The sequence below is a fragment of the Clostridium sp. Marseille-Q5894 genome, assembly GCF_946902305.1.
GTDB lineage: Bacteria > Bacillota_I > Bacilli_A > Erysipelotrichales > Coprobacillaceae > Thomasclavelia.
This window is the reverse complement of the sequence record NZ_CAMPPT010000006.1, coordinates 130,186-151,935: the sequence shown is the minus strand read 5'-3', so window position 1 is coordinate 151,935 and position 21,750 is coordinate 130,186. Positions and strand designations below refer to the sequence as shown.

19 protein-coding genes are annotated in these 21,750 nt (G+C 30.8%); 16 read left to right on the top strand and 3 right to left on the bottom strand.

Features of this window, described 5'->3' with window-relative positions; translation table 11 throughout:
• Positions 1-27: 27 nt before the first annotated feature.
• Complete coding sequence (locus OC535_RS10455) at positions 28-222, top strand: hypothetical protein (RefSeq protein WP_227053071.1); 195 nt, start codon at positions 28-30, stop codon at positions 220-222.
• A 273-nt stretch (positions 223-495) separates the two neighbouring features.
• Positions 496-1,227, top strand: a complete 732-nt coding sequence (locus OC535_RS10450) for a class I SAM-dependent methyltransferase (protein ID WP_498823778.1) — start codon at positions 496-498, stop codon at positions 1,225-1,227.
• Between the two features lie 17 nt (positions 1,228-1,244).
• On the opposite strand, the gene OC535_RS10445 is transcribed toward OC535_RS10450, so the two are convergent.
• Positions 1,245-2,144, bottom strand: a complete 900-nt coding sequence (locus OC535_RS10445; RefSeq protein ID WP_227053073.1) for a diacylglycerol/lipid kinase family protein — start codon at positions 2,142-2,144, stop codon at positions 1,245-1,247.
• Between the two features lie 4 nt (positions 2,145-2,148).
• Complete coding sequence (gene pepT / locus OC535_RS10440; protein WP_498823777.1) at positions 2,149-3,357, bottom strand: peptidase T; 1,209 nt, start codon at positions 3,355-3,357, stop codon at positions 2,149-2,151.
• Between the two features lie 122 nt (positions 3,358-3,479).
• Here pepT and OC535_RS10435 point away from each other — a divergent pair, with 122 nt between their 5' ends.
• From OC535_RS10435 to OC535_RS10395, 9 genes are all read left to right on the top strand, one after another.
• On the top strand, positions 3,480-4,067 hold the full coding sequence (locus OC535_RS10435) for a ribonuclease H1 domain-containing protein (protein WP_498823776.1): 588 nt from the start codon (positions 3,480-3,482) through the stop codon (positions 4,065-4,067).
• A complete protein-coding gene (locus tag OC535_RS10430; protein WP_498823775.1) occupies positions 4,060-4,593 on the top strand; it encodes a thermonuclease family protein in 534 nt (177 codons plus the stop codon). Before OC535_RS10435 ends, OC535_RS10430 begins: the two co-directional genes overlap by 8 nt.
• Before the next feature lie 229 nt (positions 4,594-4,822).
• Positions 4,823-5,740, top strand: coding sequence for an ABC transporter permease (locus OC535_RS10425; RefSeq protein WP_498823774.1), 918 nt, complete (start codon positions 4,823-4,825; stop codon positions 5,738-5,740).
• A gap of 11 nt (positions 5,741-5,751) precedes the next feature.
• On the top strand, positions 5,752-6,687 hold the full coding sequence (locus tag OC535_RS10420; protein WP_498823773.1) for an ABC transporter permease: 936 nt from the start codon (positions 5,752-5,754) through the stop codon (positions 6,685-6,687).
• 15 nt (positions 6,688-6,702) lie between these two features.
• A complete protein-coding gene (locus OC535_RS10415; protein ID WP_498823772.1) occupies positions 6,703-7,713 on the top strand; it encodes an ABC transporter ATP-binding protein in 1,011 nt (336 codons plus the stop codon).
• A 3-nt stretch (positions 7,714-7,716) separates the two neighbouring features.
• A complete protein-coding gene (locus OC535_RS10410) occupies positions 7,717-8,691 on the top strand; it encodes an ABC transporter ATP-binding protein (protein ID WP_498823771.1) in 975 nt (324 codons plus the stop codon).
• 24 nt (positions 8,692-8,715) lie between these two features.
• Positions 8,716-10,380 (top strand): peptide ABC transporter substrate-binding protein, encoded by a 1,665-nt coding sequence (locus OC535_RS10405; RefSeq protein WP_498823770.1) that lies wholly within the window; start codon positions 8,716-8,718, stop codon positions 10,378-10,380.
• 58 nt (positions 10,381-10,438) lie between these two features.
• Positions 10,439-11,671, top strand: a complete 1,233-nt coding sequence (locus tag OC535_RS10400) for a M24 family metallopeptidase (RefSeq protein WP_498823769.1) — start codon at positions 10,439-10,441, stop codon at positions 11,669-11,671.
• 7 nt (positions 11,672-11,678) lie between these two features.
• Positions 11,679-12,893 carry a pyridoxal phosphate-dependent aminotransferase gene (locus OC535_RS10395; RefSeq protein ID WP_498823768.1) on the top strand — a complete coding sequence of 405 codons (1,215 nt, stop codon included), beginning with the start codon at positions 11,679-11,681 and terminating at the stop codon, positions 12,891-12,893.
• A gap of 26 nt (positions 12,894-12,919) precedes the next feature.
• Here OC535_RS10395 and OC535_RS10390 read toward each other — a convergent pair whose 3' ends face one another.
• Positions 12,920-13,213 (bottom strand): hypothetical protein, encoded by a 294-nt coding sequence (locus OC535_RS10390; protein ID WP_498823767.1) that lies wholly within the window; start codon positions 13,211-13,213, stop codon positions 12,920-12,922.
• 505 nt (positions 13,214-13,718) lie between these two features.
• Between OC535_RS10390 and epsC the strand changes: the two genes are divergently transcribed.
• The 5 genes from epsC to OC535_RS10365 all read left to right on the top strand — a co-directional run bounded on the left by epsC (position 13,719) and on the right by OC535_RS10365 (position 21,700).
• On the top strand, positions 13,719-14,261 hold the full coding sequence (gene epsC / locus OC535_RS10385) for a serine O-acetyltransferase EpsC (protein ID WP_498823766.1): 543 nt from the start codon (positions 13,719-13,721) through the stop codon (positions 14,259-14,261).
• Positions 14,233-14,835 carry a phosphatase PAP2 family protein gene (locus tag OC535_RS10380; RefSeq protein WP_498823765.1) on the top strand — a complete coding sequence of 201 codons (603 nt, stop codon included), beginning with the start codon at positions 14,233-14,235 and terminating at the stop codon, positions 14,833-14,835. Before epsC ends, OC535_RS10380 begins: the two co-directional genes overlap by 29 nt.
• A 23-nt stretch (positions 14,836-14,858) precedes the next feature.
• Positions 14,859-15,044 carry a hypothetical protein gene (locus OC535_RS10375; RefSeq protein ID WP_498823764.1) on the top strand — a complete coding sequence of 62 codons (186 nt, stop codon included), beginning with the start codon at positions 14,859-14,861 and terminating at the stop codon, positions 15,042-15,044.
• A gap of 11 nt (positions 15,045-15,055) precedes the next feature.
• Entirely contained in the window at positions 15,056-16,159 is a 1,104-nt protein-coding gene (locus OC535_RS10370) for an AI-2E family transporter (RefSeq protein ID WP_498823763.1), read from the top strand.
• A 324-nt stretch (positions 16,160-16,483) separates the two neighbouring features.
• The gene (locus OC535_RS10365; RefSeq protein ID WP_498823762.1) at positions 16,484-21,700 is read left to right on the top strand and encodes a family 20 glycosylhydrolase; all 5,217 of its coding nucleotides are present in this window, start codon (positions 16,484-16,486) and stop codon (positions 21,698-21,700) included.
• The last annotated feature ends 50 nt before the right edge of the window (positions 21,701-21,750 follow it).

Below are 21,750 nucleotides of genomic sequence, written 5' to 3'. Positions count from 1 at the left end.
ATGATGTAATGGAAGGAGGCAATAATGATGGTAACTAGATTTTATACAAATCCTCCTAAGAAAAGTTGTCGAAAAATTGATGTTTCAAGATCTAAAAATATTGCTTTGAATAAAAGGAAACAAAGTGTTCATACTGCTACAGGTGATTATGTTCTTGATTATTTTACATTGCAGGAACGAAGGAAAAAGGTTTCTAATAGGATAACGAAGCAGGCTTTTTAAATATAAATTATGCCTAGATTTTTGATTTTAAAATAACTTATAGAAGGGTTGGCTCTTAAATTAATGATTTTTATCATTAGTTTAAGAGTTTTTATTTAAAGAGATAAGTGCTAAAATAATATTGTTGTTGATTGAAATAAATATGATATCAAGAATGTTGTTTATGATAAAAATATATATCTTAGCTATATTAAAATGATTTAGGATAATAACAAATTTTAATTACATACCGTGAAGTTTAGGTGAAAAAGATGGATATAAATGGAGGAAAAGATGAAAGAAAATAAATATGATAATGAACAATTTTTTAAAAAATATGGAATGATGGAACGTTCTAAAAAAGGGTTAGAAGGTGCTGGAGAATGGCATGAATTAAAAAAGATTTTACCTGATTTTAAAGATAAAACAGTCCTTGATCTAGGCTGTGGATATGGCTGGCATTGTGCATATGCCATAGAGCAGGGAGCAAATTATGTTTTAGGTATTGATATTTCAAAAAAGATGCTTGAGGTAGCTAGAAGAAAAAATGCTGATGTAAAGATCGAGTATCGATGTCAAGCAATGGAAGATTTAGATTTTTCAGAAAATAAATTTGATATCATAATCAGTTCATTAGCATTTCATTATGTAAAAGATTTTGAAGGATTAGTAGAAAAAATTGCAGTGTGGCTAAAAGAAAAGGGTGAATTTGTTTTTTCGGTTGAACATCCGGTTTTTACAAGTTATGGCAGTCAGGACTGGTATTATGATGAAAATGGTAATATTCTTCATTTTCCTGTAGATAATTATTATTATGAAGGAAAGCGCGAAGCTGTTTTCCTTGGGGAGAAGGTTATTAAGTATCACCGGACATTAACTACTTATTTAAAATGTTTGTTATCAAAAGGTTTTGAATTAAAACATGTTATAGAACCACAACCATCACCAGAAATGATTGAACTTCCTGGAATGAAAGATGAAATGAGGCGGCCAATGATGTTGTTAGTTTCAGCCAAAAAGAAATAAAAAAAGGGGAGGACCCCTTAAATTGGAATTAAAATATTAACGGCTTGACTAATAACTTGAATAGTTGCTGGAAGTGGTGAGCCCTGTTCACCATCAATGTCAAGTAATACTTCTTGTTTACTATATATTTCAATTTTTTTAGCTTGAAAATATGCAATAAAAGGACTATTAGCATGTTTTTTTAAAATATAATCTTTAGATAGGGCAACTAAATCGGTAACAGAACATTTTTTAATAATAATTAAATCTAATAATCCATCTTGGATATCAGCTAATGGAATGATGTTTTCAAAACCACCAACTCGATTAGTGTTAGTAACCATAAACATTTTAGCCTCTTCCTCAATTACATTTACATCATCAAGGATGATTTTAAGATTAATATTAGTATTTAGTTGACTTGGTAAATTAGCTAATCCACTAAGGTAATAGGCTAAAGGACCAAGTCTTTTTTTATCGGCTTTACTAACTGTAAAAGAGACATCGCTAAACATTCCACCAGCAGCTACATTCATAAAATAATGATTATCAATTTTACCAACATCGCAGCAGACAGTATGGAAATTGCTGATCATATCACAGATATTATTAATGTTAGTTGGTAAATTTAAATAGTTTGCAAAATCATTAACTGTTCCTGCAGCTAAAATACATAAAGGTATAGTTTTATGACTTTCAACCATTCCACTTACTACTTCATTGATTGTACCGTCACCTCCGACAACAACGATAAAATCATAATCTTTTTCATCGCATTTTAATGCTTTATAGTAACCGTCATCTTTTTTAGCGGTATAAAAAATATCTACATGATTTACTAGTTGTCTGATGATCAGTTGACCAATTAACTTATCTAAATTATTTTGTAAAGAACGTTGTCCAGATGAAGGGTTTACAATAAATAAACAGCGTTTCATAATTTTACACTTTTATGATTTCTGTTAATATTTTTACAGCTTGTTTCATCATTGTAAGTGAAACATACTCAAATGGACCGTGGAAATTAGCTCCCCCAGCACCGATATTTGGACATGGTAATCCCATAAATGTTAATCTTGCTCCATCTGTTCCCCCTCTAATTGGACTAGCATGACCTTCGATTCCTACTTTTTTCATAGCTTCTTTTAATTTTTCAATAATATAATAATTTTCTTTAATTACTTCAGCCATATTTAAATATGATTCTTTGATGTCTAGTTTGATTAGTTCATAACCATATTTATCATCTAAATATTTTTTGATTCTTTCAAAATCGTTAATTTGTTTTTTTGCTAAATGTAGATCATGATTTCTAATTATATACTCTAAAGTAGCTTTTTCACAATTACCTTCTAAATGATGTAAATGGTTAAATCCGTCATAGCCATCTGTATAATATGCTTTTTGATCAGCAGGTAACATATTTTCAAATTCGATGGCAATATTAACTGCATTGACCATTTTGTTTTTAGCATCGCCTGGATGAATCGATTTACCAGTGATTTCTACTTTAGCGCTGTAAGCATTAAAATTTTCATAATTATATTCTTCAATATCTCCACCATCTAATGTATAGGCATATTTAGCATTAAATTTTTTTACATCAAAATTATCGGTTCCACGTCCGACCTCTTCATCTGGTGTAAAAGCTACTTTAATGTCATTATGCTTGATTTCAGGGTGTTTAGATAAATAATCAGCTAGATCCATAATAATCGCAACTCCAGCTTTATCATCAGCACCTAGCAATGTAGTACCATCTGTAGTGATTAGATCGTGACCAATCATTTTCTTTAAACTAGGGAATTCTTTTGGGTCTAAAGATAAGTTTAGATCTTTGTTAAGTTCAATGATAGAACCATCGTAATTTGTAATTTTTTGTGGTTTGATGTTTTTACCGCTAGCATCAGGAGAGGTATCCATGTGCGCAATAAAACCTATTACATCACCGTTTTTGCTATTACCCTTAATTGTTCCATAAACGATGCCAAATTCATCTAAATGAGCATCTTCGATTCCAATTTCCAACATTTCTTTAACCAATTCTTTTCCTAACTCTAATTGTTTTAAAGTAGATGGAGTAGTATTGGAATATTCGTCTGATTGAGTATCAAAACTAACATATTTTAAAAATCTTTCTTCAATATTCATATTATATCTCCTTTAGTTCTAATAATTTAATTATACTCATTATTATTAATTAGACAACCAGTCTCTTTACTATTTATTTTTTCTGGTTTAAAATAGGATATATTTTTATATAAGGAGTAGTTATGGCAAAATATTATGCAGTAAAAGTAGGACGAAAACCAGGGATTTATTTATCATGGGATGAATGTAAAATGCAGGTTGATAGATATAGCGGGGCAGTGTATAAATCTTTTAGTAGTGAAAATGAAGCTAAAATGTTTATCGAAGAAAAGCAGGTCACTTTTGAACAAGGATTGATTGCTTATGTTGATGGAAGCTATAATGTTAAAACTAAAGAATACGGATTTGGTTGTGTATTGATCGAGGGTGGCCAGGTAATCAAGGAAGTGTATGATAAAGGCAATGATGTCAATTATGCTTCAATGCGAAATGTGGCAGGTGAAATATTAGGCAGCCTTTATGCTATGGAATTTGCTAAAAACAACGGTTATATGCAAGTATGTATTTATTATGATTATGAGGGAATTGAAAAATGGGCTAATGGATCATGGAAAGCTAATAAAATAAAAACTCAGGAATATCAAAAAAAGGTAATCCAGTATCGAGAATCAATGGATATTGTTTTTGTTAAAGTGTTAGCCCATAGTGGTGATGTTTATAATGAAAGAGCAGATAAATTAGCTAAAAAGGCGGTAGGTATAAATGGCTAAAAAAATTAAAATGACAAAAGCACAGTGTAATAAATTATCTAAATCATGGTTAGGAATAATAGTGATCTTGATAATTTTTGGATATAATTTTTATCAGGAGCATAAAACTATTTCTCCAGGTAAGCGTTTTGAAGTAACATTGGATAAATGTGTTGATGGTGATACAGCATGGTTTAATATTGATGGTGAAAGTACTAAGGTAAGATTTTTGTATATCGATACACCAGAATCGACTAATCAAGTAGAGCCTTATGGTAAAGAGGCTAGTGATTATACCCAAGCTCAATTAACTAATGCTAAAAAAATAGAACTGGAGCTAAATGAGGATGGTGAGACAGTGGATAAGTATGATCGTATGCTTGCATGGGTATTTGTTGATGGTGAGTTGTTACAGGAAAAATTGGCGCGAGCGGGACTGGTTGAGAAGTTTTATGATTATGGTTATGATTATACTTATAAAAGTGAAATAATTGCTGCAAATGATGAAGCAAAGCTTGCTGGAAGAGGTATTTATGAAAGTGAATAAATTGTATTTATTTTAATACATATTTGTTTTTTTTCATCGAAATTAATAGATTTTAAGAAAAAAAAGAAAAAAAATTATTTTTTTTTAAATCTGTATAATCGTATACAATTAGCGGTTTTTGGGCTAAAGTCATTGATAAATGCGGACTTTGTGTGTAAAAAAGTATTTGAAATTTGGGACATTTTAAGGTATCCTAATAAGTATATAAAGTAAAGGAATAGGTGATTAGATGTTTAGGTATGTTTTAAAACGTGTGCTTATTGGAATTGTAACCCTGTTTTTACTTTCATCAGCAACATTCTTTTTGATGAAGGCAACACCAGGATCACCAATTAGTGGTGAAAAATATAAAAATCAGGCACAGCGGGAATTGGCAATTAAAAAGTATAATTTAGATAAGCCGGTTTTTGAGCAATATACTATCTATATGGAAGATTTGATTCACGGAGATCTAGGTGAAAGTATGGTGCGTTCTGGACGTGAAGTTTCTGATACGATTACTCAAAGTTTTCCAGTTACAGCACGATTAGGATCAACTGCTTTTGCTACAGCCTTAGTAATAGGCATTACTTTAGGAACAGTAGCAGCCCTTTCGAAACGTAAATGGGTGAATAATCTTTGTATGTTTATTGCAACGATCGGGGTATCAGTACCATCATTTTTGATAGGTATTTTGTTAATGATTGTTTTAGGGGTTAAGCTGAAGCTTTTCCCATTTGTTGGGCTAGATACGCCAGCTAATTATGTCTTGCCAGTAATGGCTTTATCGTTCTATCCAATTTCAATGATTTGTCGTTTGACACGAAGTAGTATGTTGGAAGTTATGAAACAGGACTATATTATTTTGGCGCGTTCAAAAGGAACATCATATAAAAAGGTAGTAATTAAACATGCACTTAAAAATGCAATGATTCCAGTTATTACATATGCGGGACCAGCATTTGCATATATGCTTACGGGAAGTTTTGTTATTGAATCGTTATTTGCGATTCCGGGAATTGGACGTGAAATGGTTTCTAGTATCCAAACACGTGATTATCCAATGATTATGGGACTTACAATTTTCTTGGGATTTTTAGTTATTACATTTAATATTATTACTGATATTTTATCAGCAGTAGTCGATCCAAGAATTAAATTAAAATAAGGAGGAGCAAGATGGAAGGAAATAAAGTTATGGACATCGAACTTACTCCTGATATGTTTGAGAAGTTAGATGATTCAAAAAAGAATAGTGAAAAAATTTCATATGAAAGTAAAACTTATTTAGCTGATGCTTGGAATCGTTTTAAAGCTAATAAGTTAGCTTTAGTTGGACTATTTTTCTTGGCATTAATGGCAATTTGTAGTATTTTAATACCAATTTTTTCTCAGTATACTTATGATGGGCAAGATATGGCGAATACATTTGCTGGTCCATCTATGGAACACTTTTTAGGAACAGATCGTTTTGGACGGGATGTCCTAGTAAGAATTATGTATGGTGGTAGAATCTCTCTTTCAGTAGGATTTTCAGCAGCGATTATCTCTTTATTAGTAGGGGTTACTTATGGCGCTATTGCTGGGTATATTGGTGGAAAAGTAGATATGGTCATGATGCGTATCGTTGATGCTTTGTATTCAATTCCTGATATGTTATATTTAATCATGATTACAGTTGTTATGGGATCAAATTTCTTATCAATAATTATTGGAATTTGTATCTCTTCATGGATGGGTATGGCTAGACAGGTAAGAGCGCAGGTTATGACTTTAAAAGAACAAGAATTTTCTTTAGCAGCCTTTGTTTTGGGGGCAAGTAAACCACGAATTTTGTTAAAACACTTAATCATTAATAGTATGGGACCAATCATTGTATCATTTTCAATGTTAGTTCCTAGTTCAATTTTTTATGAAGCAACATTAGGATTTTTAGGAATTGGGCTTTCAGCACCAAAAGCAAGCTGGGGAACATTAGCTAATGATGCTAGAGCGATGATTAGCTCACAACCTTTACAGGTTGTTTGGCCAATATTAGCAATCTGTTTAACGATGTTGGCTTTAAACTTTATTGGAGACGGTTTAGGGGATGCCCTTGACCCTAAAAAGAAGTAGGAGGGGAGTTATAAAATGAAAATGTTAGAAGTTAATGACCTTACTACTGAATTTAGTACTGAAAACGGAACTGTAAAAGCGGTTAGAGATGTATCTTTTTATGTAGATAAGGGTGAAGTATTAGGTATTGTTGGGGAATCTGGTTCTGGAAAATCGCAAACAATGTTTTCTATCATGGGATTACTTGCTGCCAATGGTAAAGTAATTAATGGATCAATTAAAATAGATGGTAAAGAAATTTCGCCATTAAGTTTTGATTCAAACAAAAAGTATGAAGAAACAATGGATGATATTCGCGGAAATGATATGGCGATGATCTTCCAAGATCCGATGACATTTTTAAATCCAACCCTTAGAATTGAAACCCAATTGATTGAGCCAATTATCAATCATAATCCGGGAATATCTAAAGCAGATGCTCGTAATAAAGCAATTGATTTAATGAAAAAGGTAGGAATACCTTCTCCAGAAAGTCGTATTCGTCAGTATCCACACCAATTTTCTGGAGGAATGAGACAAAGAATAATTATTGCGATTGCTTTGGCTTGTGATCCAAAAATTATTATTGCTGATGAACCAACGACAGCTTTGGATGTAACTATTCAAGCTCAAGTGTTGGAGTTGATTAGTAGTTTAAAAGATGAAATTGATTCTGGTATTATTATGATTACTCATGATCTTGGTGTTGTTGCTAGTATTTGTGATCGTATTGCAATCATGTATGGTGGTAAGATCGTGGAGATGGGTACTACAGATGAAATTTTCTATAGTCCTAAACATCCTTATACAAAAGGACTACTATCATGCATTGCAAATCCAGAAGATATGGAGAGAAAAGAATTACATCCTATCCCAGGATCACCACCTGATTTATTGAATATTTCTGATGGGTGTCCTTTCGTAGATCGTTGTGAAGATGCAATGAATATTTGTCCACTTAAGATGGATGAATATCGTGAATATTCGAAAACCCACACTTGTTCATGCTGGCTTGGAAATCCTAAGGTTTTAAAGAAGGGGGAATAGAAAATGAGTGAACCAATATTAAAAGTAAAAGGTCTTAAAGTACATTTCCCAGTTTCTGGTGGTTTCCTAGCTAAAAAACAAATTGTTAAAGCGGTTGATGGTGTAGATTTTGAAATCGCTAAAGGTGAAACATTTGGTTTAGTAGGTGAATCAGGATGTGGAAAAAGTACTACTGGTAGAGCGTTAGTTAAAATTTATGAACCTACTGCTGGTAAAGTTATATTTGAAGGTGAAGATATAACGAAAATCAAAGGAGCAAAGTTAAAAGAGTTCCGCCAAAATATGCAAATGATTTTTCAAGATCCTTATGCAAGTTTAAATCCAAGAATGACAGTTGGGGAAATTATTCGTGAACCAATGGATATTCATGGAGTTTATGATACAAAAGAAGAGCGTGAAAAAAGAGTTCGTGAATTATTAGAAATTGTTGGGTTAAAACCTGACCATATTCGACGTTATCCACATGAGTTTTCAGGTGGTCAAAGACAAAGAATTGGGATTGCTAGAACACTTGCTTTAAATCCTAAATTTATTGTTTGTGATGAACCGATTTCGGCTCTTGACGTTTCAATTCAAGCTCAAGTTATTAATCTGCTTGAAAAAATTCAGGCAGAAATGGGAATTGCGTATTTGTTCATTGCTCATGATTTGAGTATGGTTAAACATATTTCAGATCGGATTGGAGTAATGTATTTAGGAAATATAGTTGAAGTTGGGGAAGCTGATGATGTTTATCATGAGCCATTACACCCATATACGCAGGCATTATTATCTTCGGTTCCAATTCCGGATCCTAAGACTGCCCGCAGTAAAAAACGTATCGTATTGGAAGGTGAACTTCCAAGTCCGATAAATCCGCCTAGTGGATGCGTATTCAGGACACGTTGTCCAAAGGCGACTGAGAGATGTGCCAAGGAAAAACCAACATTAAAAAATATTGGTAATCGTCAAGTAGCATGTTTCTTATATGAAAAATAGTTGAAAGTTGAAAGGGGAAAAAACATGAAAAAACTATTAACTTATAGTCTTTGTTTCCTAATGGCTTTAACTTGTTTAACAGGTTGTGGCGGAGGAAACCAAGCTGATTTAAGAGTTGCTGTTGGTGGGGATACTGCAGATTTAGACCCTGCAATTGTAGATGACTCAATTACTGCTAACATTTTAGCACAAGTTTATCAAGGATTATATACACTTGATACAGATGGTAATGTTATTCCTGATTTAGCTACTGATATGCCTGAAATCAGTGAAGATGGATTAACTTACACAATTAAAATGAAGAAAGGTACTAAATGGAGCGATGGAAAACCAGTAAAAGCTTCTGACTTCGTATATGCTTGGAAACGTGCAGTTCCTACTCAAGGATACTATACACAATTTATCTGGCAATATATTGAAGGTACTTCTCACATGGTAAAAGATGAAAAAACTGGTGCAGAAGTTGATACACCATATACTACTATGGATGAATTGAAAGATTTCGGTGCAAAAGCTTTAGACGATACTACTATCGAAATTAAATTAAAAGCTAAATGTGCTTATTTCACTTCTTTATTAACTAACACTGTATTCTATCCACTAAGAGAAGATTATTTAAAAGATAACGCTAAAGATGGTGATTTAACTGATTCATCTTGGGGAAATAAAGATGATGTTCCTTACAATGGGGCATTCAAAGTTACTTCTGTAAATACTAAAGATGAAGTTTTCTTAGAAAAGAATGAAGAATTTGCTGATGCTGATAAAGTATCTATTAATACAATTTCATTTAAAGTAATGGCTGATATGGATGCACAAACTAATGCATTTGAAAGTGGAGAACTTGATTTTGCTACTTCATGTAATATTGACACAATTAATAGTAAAGAAGAATTAAGTGCTCAATCATGGAAAATCGATCCATTTGTATGTAACTACTATGTATTAATTAATGCTGGTGAAGAAAATACAAATGAAGTATTAAAGGATAAAGATATCCGTAATGCAATCGGTTTAGCTATTAATCGTGATAATGTTTTACAAGCATTAGGTTATGGTGATAATGCTTATGAATTAAGTGGATTGATTCCTAAGGGTATTCCAGGAGCATCTGGTGATTTCCGTGAAGAACAAGACGAAGTTAAAAAATTAGCTGAATACAATTTAGATGAAGCTAAAGCAATCATGGAATCTAAAGGTTATAGTAAAGATAATATGTTAAATTTAACATATAAATATAACGATAACACTATGCATAAAAATGTAGCTCAAGCTTTACAAGCATCTATGAAAGAAGCTTATATTAATGTTGAATTAGTTGCAACTGAAAAAGAAGCATTCTTTGATGAACGTGATAAAGGTGATTTTGAACTTTGCCGTCATGCAATGACTGCTGACTTCATTGATCCAATGGCATATTTATCAATGTATATTGGTAAAACTACTTTAGGTAATACTGTTGATGATGCTACTTTTGAAGGTTTAGTAGCAGCTGCTAATGTATTAGATGATCATGCTGAACGTATGAATGGTTTACACCAAGCTGAAAATTATTTAGTTGGAGATCAACATTATATAGTTCCATTATTTGGATATACTGAACCATATTTATTATCATCTAAAGTAACTGGTGTTACACATTCACCTGAAGGTCATTATAAATTATTTTATGCTAAGATTGAAAAATAAGAGTTAGCTATCAATAAGGTACACTTTAGGTGTACCTTATTTTAATAGGAGGATAATAATGATTAAAATAAAATCAATAAAAGAACAATATGAAATTAAAGATACTTGTTTAAAAGAACGTTTAGAAATTATTTTACCACAAGTAATGAAAGATAACGATGTTGATATGTGGATCAGTGCTTCAAAAGAATATAATGAAGATCCTTTATTTCATGCTATTACACCATCTAATTATCCTACAGCTAGGCGAATTTCATTATTTGTTTTTGTTAAAGAAAATGATAAAGTTCATCGTTTTTCATTATGTATGCCAAGTGAGGAATTAGCTCCTTATTATACAAGTTATTGGAAAGATTTTAACCATGAAGATCAAATGGTTTGCTTAAATCGTTTGTGTAAAGAATTTGATCCTAAAAATATTGCAGTTAATGTTTCTGATAATTTTGCTTTTAGTGATGGATTAACTCAAGGGTTATATGAAATGATTACTAGCAAGATGGACAAAAAATATGTTGAAAGAATTGTTCGTAATGATATGCTAGCAATAAAGTTAATGGAACTTAGAACTCCAACTGAATTAGAACTTCACCCAGAAGTAATGGATGTTGCTTTTTCAGTTATTGAAGAAGCATTTAGTAAGAAAAGTATTATACCAGGTACTACAACTTGTGAGGATTTACAATGGTTAATGATGCAGAAAGTAAAAGACTTAGGTTTAGATTATTGGTTTGAGCCTACTGTTGATCTACAAAGACCTGGTTTAGATAATCCAAGATATTTTGGCGTTATTGAAAAGGGTGATTTATTGCATTGTGATTTTGGAATTAAATATTTGAATATTTGTACTGATACGCAAAGATTAGCTTATGTTGCTAAAGATGATGAAGATTGTTTACCTGTTGATATAGCTGCTGGAATGAAGATTAATGATCGTTTTCAAGATATTGTTGCTAGCTGTATGGCAGAAAATAAAAGTGGGAATGCAGTTTTAAAAGATGCTTTAAAACAAGCTGAAATTGAGGGTATAGAAGCAACATTATATTCACATCCATGTAATATTTATGGACATGGGCCTGGTCCAACTATTGGTTTATGGAATAATCAAAATGCTATTCCAGTTAAAGGTGATGTCTTAATGTCATATGATACAACTTATGCTTTAGAATTAAATACAAAAGCAACAGTATTTGGACAAGATTATTATTTTTATACAGAGGAGACAGTAGCATTTACTAAAGATGGTTTAATTTATTTGCATCCTGGTCGCAAAAATATTTATTTTATAAAGTAGGTATAATATGAAAAATAAAATGAAAAAAGAGTTTTTGAACTTTGAAGGTGGCTTATTTAGTAAAGTAGAAAAAGCTGATGTGGGAGATGGCTATACAAAGATGGCGAAAGATGGTGTTGCTTTAATGGGTTGGGCAGATCCCTTTATGCCGGATTTTTCTATTCCTGAGCATATAATGAAAAAAACTATTGAAGCTATTCAATCACCTATCTCAGCACATTACACGGCTCCAACGGGAAATATGGAGCTTAGAGAGATAATCTGTAATCGGGCTAGAAATAAGTATGGTGTAGAATTAAAACCTGATCGCAATATTATTGTGACGCCAGGAAGTGATAGTGCTCTATTTTTTGCTATGTTTCCTTTTTTGCAAAAAGGAGATGAGGTCATTATTCCTTGTCCATGTTATCCTAATAATTTGCAAAATATTAAAATGATGCAGGCAACACCAATGGCTTTAGAATTAAAAGCTGATAATAACTATCAGATTGATTTAGATATTTTAGAAGCTTTAGTAACTGATAGAACAAAAATGATTGTTTTAACGCACCCTAATAATCCTACAACAACCGTATATAATCGTAAAAGTTTAGAAGCGATTAGAACAGTAGTTTTGAAATATGATTTAATTCTTGTTTGTGATCAGGCATTTGAGGATTTTACTTATGAAAATGAATTTATTGCCCCAATGAGTTTACCTGATATGTTTAAACATACAATTACTGTTTGCTCAATATCAAAAGGAATGGGATTGAGTGGATATCGTGTTGGTTATATTATTGCTAGTGATGTAATTATGGATATAATGTATGGTTGTGCTGTAAGTGTTATTGGTGCTACTAATACGGTTAGTCAGATTGCGGCTATTGAAGCTTTTAAACATCCAGAGTTTATGGAGGTATTTGAAAAAGCTTATGATTATAGGCGACATGTTGCTTATGAAATTTTAAATGATATCCCAGGTGTAAAAATGAAATTACCAGAATCTGGTTTTTTGGCTTGGGTAGATGTTAGTGAATTAGGGGAGAGTGCAGTTATTTGTAAAAGATTAGTGGAAGAGGCAAAAGTAGCTGTGAATGATGGTATAAATTATGGACCAGGTGGTATGGGTTATCTTCGGATTGTTTTAGGGGTTTATCGTGATGATAAATTGGTTATTGATGCTTTAAAACGGATGGCTAAGACTTTAAAACAGATTGCTTTAGAAAAAGGAATAAAATAAAAACATGAATTTTAAAATTCATGTTTTTATTTTTTCTTTGAATTTTTTGATTTTTTATTGCAGATGTATGCTATTAGAATAGTTATTACAGCTACGATTGGTAAGATCCATAAGAAATTAGAATTAATATACTTATAATCTCCAGACCAAATAGAAGTCCATTCACCAATTTTTTTGATTAAAATAGCAATTGCATAAGAAGTTGTAATAACTTGAACTGCTCCAACTAATAATTTAATCAATTTTGGAAAAACTTCAGTAAATAGTATTAAAGAAACAATACATACTGCACTAATAAAACAATTTATTACAAAATACATACCCATTCTCCTTTAATGTTTACCATAATAAAATACCATAAATTCGCTTTAATTGCAATATTAACATGTAATTATAACTAAGATGCGGACTTATTTTGAATAAAGAAAGATATAATAAGTTAAGAAGAGTTATTAGTAAAAATTAATCAATAAGATTTTGAATGATATGATTGTATACATTTATAAAATAAATCTTAATTTTTTTAGATATATACTAAAAATAGGATAAAAATTAGTTTTTTTAATTAATTTATTGACATCTATAAATTAATGATTATAATTTGTTTATAAATCATTTAATGATTTATAAGGGGAAGAAAGATACACACTATAATAGTATCTAATATTTCAAACAGGATCCAAAGGGGATGGATTCTGTTTATTTTTATAAATGATTAAAAGTCAGTCTTTTTGCCTATAAAAAGGTAAGATAGAATCATAAATTATTAATATAATAGTTGCAATATTTACAAATAATCGTTATATTAACTAGAGGAGTGAAAACATGAGAGATAAGAGTTTAATAAAAAAAGTATTAGAAACTGATCCTGCTGCAAGATACGCCCTGAATGTAATTGTTAACTATCCTGGGGTTCATGCAATGTTTTGTTATCGTATTAATAACTTTCTTTGGAAAAAGTTACATTTAAAGTTTTTAGCACGGTTATTAAGCCAAATTGCAAGATTTTTTACTGGAATTGAAATACATCCGGGTGCTACGATTGGTAAAAGATTATTTATTGATCATGGTATGGGAGTTGTTATTGGAGAAACGACAATTATTGGTGATGATTGTGTTTTATATCAGGGAGTAACTTTAGGTGGAGTAGGAACTGGTGAACATAAAGTTAAACGACATCCGACATTATTAAATAATGTTATGGTTTCTGCTGGAGCTAAAGTTATTGGTGATGTGACGATTGGTAATAATAGTATTGTAGGAGCACAAACAGTTGTCTTGGCTGATGTTCCTGATAATTGTACTGTTGTAGGAGTACCGGCTTTTATTGTTAAGGAAAATGGCATTAGGGTCAATAAAGAACTATAAACCATGGTTGTTTATAGTACCATTAATACTTTTTGTAATAGATTGTTTTTTAGTTCAAACCGGTATTATTGCATCATTGGATATATTAATATATCAAGGTCTTCATAGCTTTGAAAGTGTAGAAGTTACAAAAGTGGTTATTATGATTACCCATCTTGGCAGTTTTTTGGGAATTCTTGGTGTAATTATTTTAATTTTTGCTTTTAGTAAAAGAATTGCTTGGAATTGTTTAATTGTTTCTTTTTTACAGCAATTGATAAATAGATTGTTAAAATTTATTTTTAAAAGACCAAGACCAGATGTGGTTCATTTGGTGGTAGAAACAAATTATAGTTTTCCAAGTGGGCATGCAATGGCTGTCAGTTGTTTATATGCGTTGATTATTTATTATTTGTATCATAGTAATTTATCTTTTCGCTATATTTTAATTGGATTATCGGTAATAATTATTATTGCTGTTGATTTAAGTCGGGTATATCTTGGGGTACATTATTTTAGTGATGTACTTGGTGGAACTATGTTATCAATTAGTTTAGTTTTATATCTTTGTAATAAAACCTTCTTTATCGCATAGAATGCTAAAAAGGAGGTTTTATTTTGGAAAAATTAGGTGAATATGATCTAGTTTTGGTGCAAATTAATGATGAATATCATTTATATGATTTGCTTACAAACGAGATATATGAAGCAATGAGTATGTCTTATTTACAACAATTAGTAGAGTTATGGAATAAGAATAGATATTATAAGGATAATTGTGGTATAATTAAAGTAGTTATTTAAGGAGAACTATCATGCGCGTAAATAAATTAAAACAATATAGCGGTTTATTAATAATTGGTATCATTTTAATAGTAATTTATAAGACTTTTGATACATCATGGTTTTCTATTTTGTTGAATGCTTTTTTTCCAATTATAATTGGGGGAATATTAGCTTATTTTTTAGAACCATTAGTACAGACAGTATCAAAATTGTTTATTAATAGTGAAAATAAATTTTTAGTTAAACATCAGCGTGTTATTAGTGTTTTATTAGTGAGCTTGATTGTAATATTATTGGTAGTATTACTGCTTACTTGGTTGATTCCAATGGTAATGGAATATGCAGTTGAGTTTATAAAAAACATTGATACATATGTTAAGGGGTTTGAAAGTTCAATTAATAAGACTTTTGATGATCCTAATACTTCGCAGGTAATTATTCAATTTGAACGTACTTTTGTTGATTCTTTAAAGAGTTTTAGCAGTAAAGATTTTATGGAAATTATTATCTTTGCGGGAAAGACGGGAAGTACGTTATTAACGATTTTGATGGGTTTGATATTTTGTCCTTATATTTTAATTGAGGCGGATAAATTAGCAAATATTTTTGATCGTTTCATGTTATCTTTTATTGAAAAAGATAATCTTGAATTAATTCATGAGTATGCTTTTAAGTCACACCGTATTTTTGGTAAATTTATTTATGGTAAGTTTATTGATTCTGTGATTATTGGGTTAATAGCTTTAGTGGGCTTTGGATTGATGGGTCTGCCATTTTTTCCATTATTAGCATTTGTTGTTTTTATTACTAATATGATTCCATATTTTGGTCCTTTTATTGGGGGAATACCAGTTGTTTTTATTGTTTTATTGATTGAAGGATTTATGCCAGCAATAACATCAGCAATATTTATTTTTGCATTACAGCAATTTGATGGTTTGATTTTAGGACCACGGATCTTAGGTGATAGTGTAGGAATTTCGCCGTTTTGGATTATTTGTTCAATAACAATATTTGGAAGCTTATTTGGATTTATGGGAATGTTTTTAGGGGTACCGTTGATTTGTGTTATCAGAATGTTTTTTAATGATTTTCTTGAGTATCGAAAAAATAAAGTTATGAAAAGTAAATAGTGATAAAAATATTTGTTAAATAGTAATATATATTAATTTTTTGATTTAAATATTGACTTTAAAGATTGGTGATGCGATAATTTAAGTATCAAGGGTTGTTACTATTTGATTAGGCAAGACCGCAAAAGATTGGTTTTATCTTTTGCGTCTTGTTTTTTTATTTATAATATAAATAGTATAAATTTTAAGAGTAAAGGAGGGTGTTAAATAAAATATAATAGCAAGATATGGAGGTTTGAAGATATAGATGTAATCATAGTGGTTTTGACTTTAATAATTTTTGAAATATGTAGCAAGAAGAAAAATTAAAAGAAGGTGAAAAAGATGAAAAAATTTTTTGTTGTGCTAGTATGTATGTCTATGCTTTTTTCGTTGGGCACAATAAATATTTCAGCTGCTCAAGAAGAACCCCTTTCTATTGAAAAAGTAGAAAATACCGGGCCCACACTTGGAATTGAAAAAACAACTTCAGATACGCAATTGCTTGAAATATTTAACGGGATAAAAGATAAAGCACCAACATTATCTTCTGATGGCCAAAAAATTATTTTACCAGCTATAGAAAATGAGCAATATAATATTTCATTATATGGAACAAGTAATAGTGCTGTTATTAGAGAAGATGGTAAAATTACCCAACCATTGGAAGATATGATTGTTTATTTGTATTATCAAGTAGAAAATAAGGATACAAAAGAAAGTCTACATATGGATGATCCAATTATAGTTAAAGTTAATGGTCAATATAATGATGGACAAATTAACAGACCACAAGTTTTACCAGGTATTCGAGAATGGAAAGGTAATCAGGGAACTTTCAAATTTAATGGAAATCTGGTTATAAAGGATAATTCGTTAAAAGATGTTGCATCAAAAATTGCATTTTATATTGAAGAAATGACACAAACACAAGTTTCAATTGTTTCTAAAGAAATTGAATCAGGCGATATTTCAATTGAATTAGATAAAAGTTTGACAGTTGGTAATGAAGGTTATACGTTAGATATTGATGATTCTGTAACAGTAAAAGCCCCAGAAGAAAAGGGTTTATTATATGCTGGAGCAACATTATCACAAATGTTTATGGATAACCAGAATTTATTATTACCTAAAGGATTAATGAGAGATTACCCACAATATCAAGTTAGATCTACGATGTTAGATGTGGCTAGATTTTATATGCCATTAGATTATTTAGAAGAAATTACAAAATATGCTGCATTTTTTAAATTAAATGAAATTCATGTTCATATTAATGATGATGGTGGAGAGCAATCTACAGCATTTAGAGTAGAAAGTAAAAAATATCCGGCTATTAATTCAGGAATACCAGCAGATGAAGTTTACTCACAAGAAGATTATAAAGAATATCAAAAAGAAGTATATCAATATGGTGTTGAAGTAGTAACGGAAATTGATACACCAGCTCATTGTCGATCTATAAACTATGTAGATCCATCAATAATGTTAGACGGTAGTCATATTGATTTATCTAATCCTGATGCTGTTGCTTTTATGAAATCACTATATGATGAGTTTTTAGATGGTGATGATCCAGTATTTAGGAATCAAAAGTTCAATATTGGAACTGATGAATATCCTTCAGGGCATAACGAAGAAATGCGTGCTTATATGGATGAAATGATAAAATATGTTAATTCTAAAAATATTCAAACTCGACTTTGGTCAGGGTTAAATGTTGAAGGTAGTAGTTATGGTGGTAAAACACCTGTATCTAACGAAGCAGTATTCCATTTTTGGGCTAGAAGTTTTGCTAATTTAGGATTGATGTTAGAAGGTGAATATCCAATGATCAATAATATCGATGGATATTTATACATTGTCCCAGCAGCTGGTTATCATGATTATTTAAATATTAAGAATTTATATAATACATGGGAAGCTGGAATGATATCAACTAATGAAGTTGTTAAGCCTGGTCATCCATTAATGTTAGGATCTGAGGCTGCTTTATGGAATGATATCAAAGTTGGAGCATCTGAATTTGATATTTTTGATAGACATCGCGATCAAATTATGTTGATGGCAGAAAAAAACTGGTATGGTGAAAAAACAGAAGGCCAAACTGGTGATGAATTTATGCAGCGAGTTGAAAAATTTGGTCAATATGCACCTACTGCTAATCCAGCTCGTTATGTTAAATCAAATAGTGAATTAGTTGCAAATTATAATTTTGAAAACGTTGAAAATGGAGTAATTAAAGATTTATCAGATAATCATTATGATGCTAATGTAGTAGGATTAAAGGTTGATTCAAGTCAAAAAGCTTTATTATTGGATGGTAAAGGATATGTATCATTGCCATTTAATTCAATTGGATACCCTTATACGATCGATTTTGAAATGATGATTTCTTCATCAACACCAGCTAATGCAATAATGTTTAGTGGTAAAGATGGGGTGATGTATTATAACTATGATAATACCGGAAAAATAGGTTATCAAAGAAAAGGGTATGTATATTTATTTGATTATGATGTTATGGAAAATGTAATGCATCATTTTACCATGACTTGTAGTAACACTGATTTACAGCTTTATATTGATAATGTTCTTATTGGTAATGGTGAATATTATCAAGTAAGTGCTAGTAAACAAGCAAGTAGTACATTTGTTTTACCTGTAGAAAAAGTTGGTTTAGGAATTAAAGGTTATTTAAAATCAATGTCTATTTATAATAAGGTTAAAACTACTGAAGTTGTACCAGCATCAAACTTAGCATTGCATAAACCAGTAACTGTAAGTGGTGTTGAAGGTGGTTATAATGATGATGGAACTTTAGTTTATCCACAATTTGATCCTCAAAATGCAACTGATGGTGATTATGGTAATAGAATTTCTCTTAATAGAGATGATAGTGCTTGGGTACAGGTAGATTTAAATGAGATATGTTTATTAGAAAATATTACAATTCATTTTAAAGAAAAGCCAGGTGCTTATAAATTACATGTATCAAAAGATGGAGAAAATTGGCAGTGTATTGATGTACAAGAAAATCCTGGTGGTGGTACAAGTGGTAAGGTCATCTGCAAAATAGACCAGGCATTACAAGCACGATATATTAAATATGAACAAACTAAAATGTTTTGTGCTACTTGGGCTGGAAATGCCTATTATTCAGGAAATTTTTCTGAATTTGAAGTTTTTGGAATGCGTGAAGAAGAAATTAATGATGTTATTAATTTAGCCACTCAGGCATTAAGTGAAGTTTTAGAAACAGAATCGAATCGTATATTTAGAGAAGTATTGAGTTCAAATATTGATGAGTTAAAGCTAGCTTTACAAGAAGGTACATATAATGAAGTGAAATCAATGATGACAATAATTGTTCAGCAAGTAGATCAATTATATAATGGAAATACTGATGTAGAAAAGACTGATAAAGCTAGATTAAAAGAACTTCTTAAAGAAGAAATTGATAAATCTATGTATGATAGTAAAGCATTGAAAGATTATGATATTGCAAAACAGATTGGTCAAGAGATCTATAATGATATTAATGCTACACAAAAAAGAGTTGATTTAGCTGTTTCACAAATAGAAAATGCTAAAAATAATTTATATATGAAAAAATTTGCTGTAGTAACAACTAATGGTAACCCATATCAAGATCCAAATACTGGTTATATTTATAATGTTGATTATGCATTTGATAATGATACTTCGACAACTTATTGGAAGAATAATTATCAAAAAGCTGGTGACTATGTACAAATTATGTTTAGAGAACCTGTTAATTTAGAAACAGTTAGACTTGTTTCTGATCGAGATATCTTAAAATATGGTGAATTACAGATTTCAAAGGATGGAAAAACTTTTGAGACTCTTCAAGAGTTACAAGGAATTTCAGATGAAACAGTTACTTTAGCCCAACCAATTGATGTATTAGGAATAAAAGTTTTAGCAACGAAGGATAACGATGCGGCATGGTGGCGTTTGAATGAAGTAATTATTAATTCACAGGCTATTATTGATAAAAAGGTTTTAGAAAGTGAATTGAATAAAGAAGCTGCTCAAGAATTATATACAAGTGAAAGTTATCAAAGCTATCTAAATATAAAACAGCAAGCACAAACTGTTTATGAAAAAGAAGATGTTAGTCAAAAAGAAATAGATCAAATAATTGAGCAATTACGTCAGGCATATCAATCTTTAGCAGTTTTAGCAAACAAAACAGAATTACAAAGTCTTGTAAGTGAAGTTATTGATCAAAATAACTATACTCAAGAAAGTTATGATGCATATTTAGAATGTTTAAATGAAGCTCAAGAGTTATTAAAACAAGATGATATTTCACAAAATAATATTGATATCGCATCATGGAATTTAAAAGAAGCTATTTTGAAATTGGAAAAAATAGTAGTAGATAAAAGTAATTTGGAAGAAAGTATTCAAAGAGCATTAGAAGTTGATGGTACGCTTTATACTCAAGAATCATATCAAAATCTACAAACAGTTTTAGCAGCTTGCCAAAGTGTTTATGAAAAAGAAAATGCAACCCAAGTTGAAGTTGATGAAGCTGTAACAGCATTAAATGAAGCAATAGAAGCTTTGGTAGATAAACCAGTAGTAGTTGAAACAAACAAAGTGGCGTTACAAATCGCTGTTGATACAGCTAATACTTTAAAAACTAATGGGGCATTAGATCAAGTTGTACCTGTTGTTGTAATTGAATTTGATACAGCTCTAGAAAATGCTCAAACAGTTTTAGCAGATTCTAGTGTAGATCAAATTACAGTAGATAGTGCTTTCTATCGTCTAGCTAATGCTATTCATAAATTAGGATTCCTTCAAGGTGATAAGGATGCTTTAGAAGCTTTAATCGCTGAAGTTGAAAAACTTGTTGAAGAAGACTATACAACTGATTCATGGACAGCTTTACAAGATGCCTTAGATGCAGCTAAAGATGTCATGAATAATGACAATGCAATGCAAGAAGAAGTTGACGAAGCATATAATAACTTGAAAGATGCAATGTCTAGCTTAGTATTAAGAGCTGATAAAACAAGATTACAAGCAATGTATGATATGGTTAATGGATTAGATATATCTAAATACACAGAAGCAACAGTAGCTAACTTAACTGATCCAATGGCTAATGCAAAAGCTGTATTAGAAAATGTTGATGCAACCCAAGCAGAAGTCGACGGAGCATATGAAGCCTTAACAAGAGCATATTTAGACTTAAGATTGATTCCAAATAAGGATTTATTACAAGAATTAATCAATAAAGCACAAACATTAAATGTGGCAAATTACACAGCTAAAACATGGTCTGTCATGATAAATGCTTTAGAAGAAGCCAAAGCAGCATTAGTTAATGAAGAAATTGACGAAGCTGGTGTACAAGTGGCATATGAAAACTTAATGGCTGGTATCAAGGGATTAGAAGTAGTTAAATCTGGAGATACAATGGCATCAATTAATACTGGTGATACTACCAACTTGTTATATCCTCTTGCTGGTTTAGTAATTGCTTCACTTGCGTTTTATGAAAATAAAAAAAGAAGATATAGATAAGAAATAATAAAAAAACAAGATTCACAATGTGGGTCTTGTTTTTTAAATTT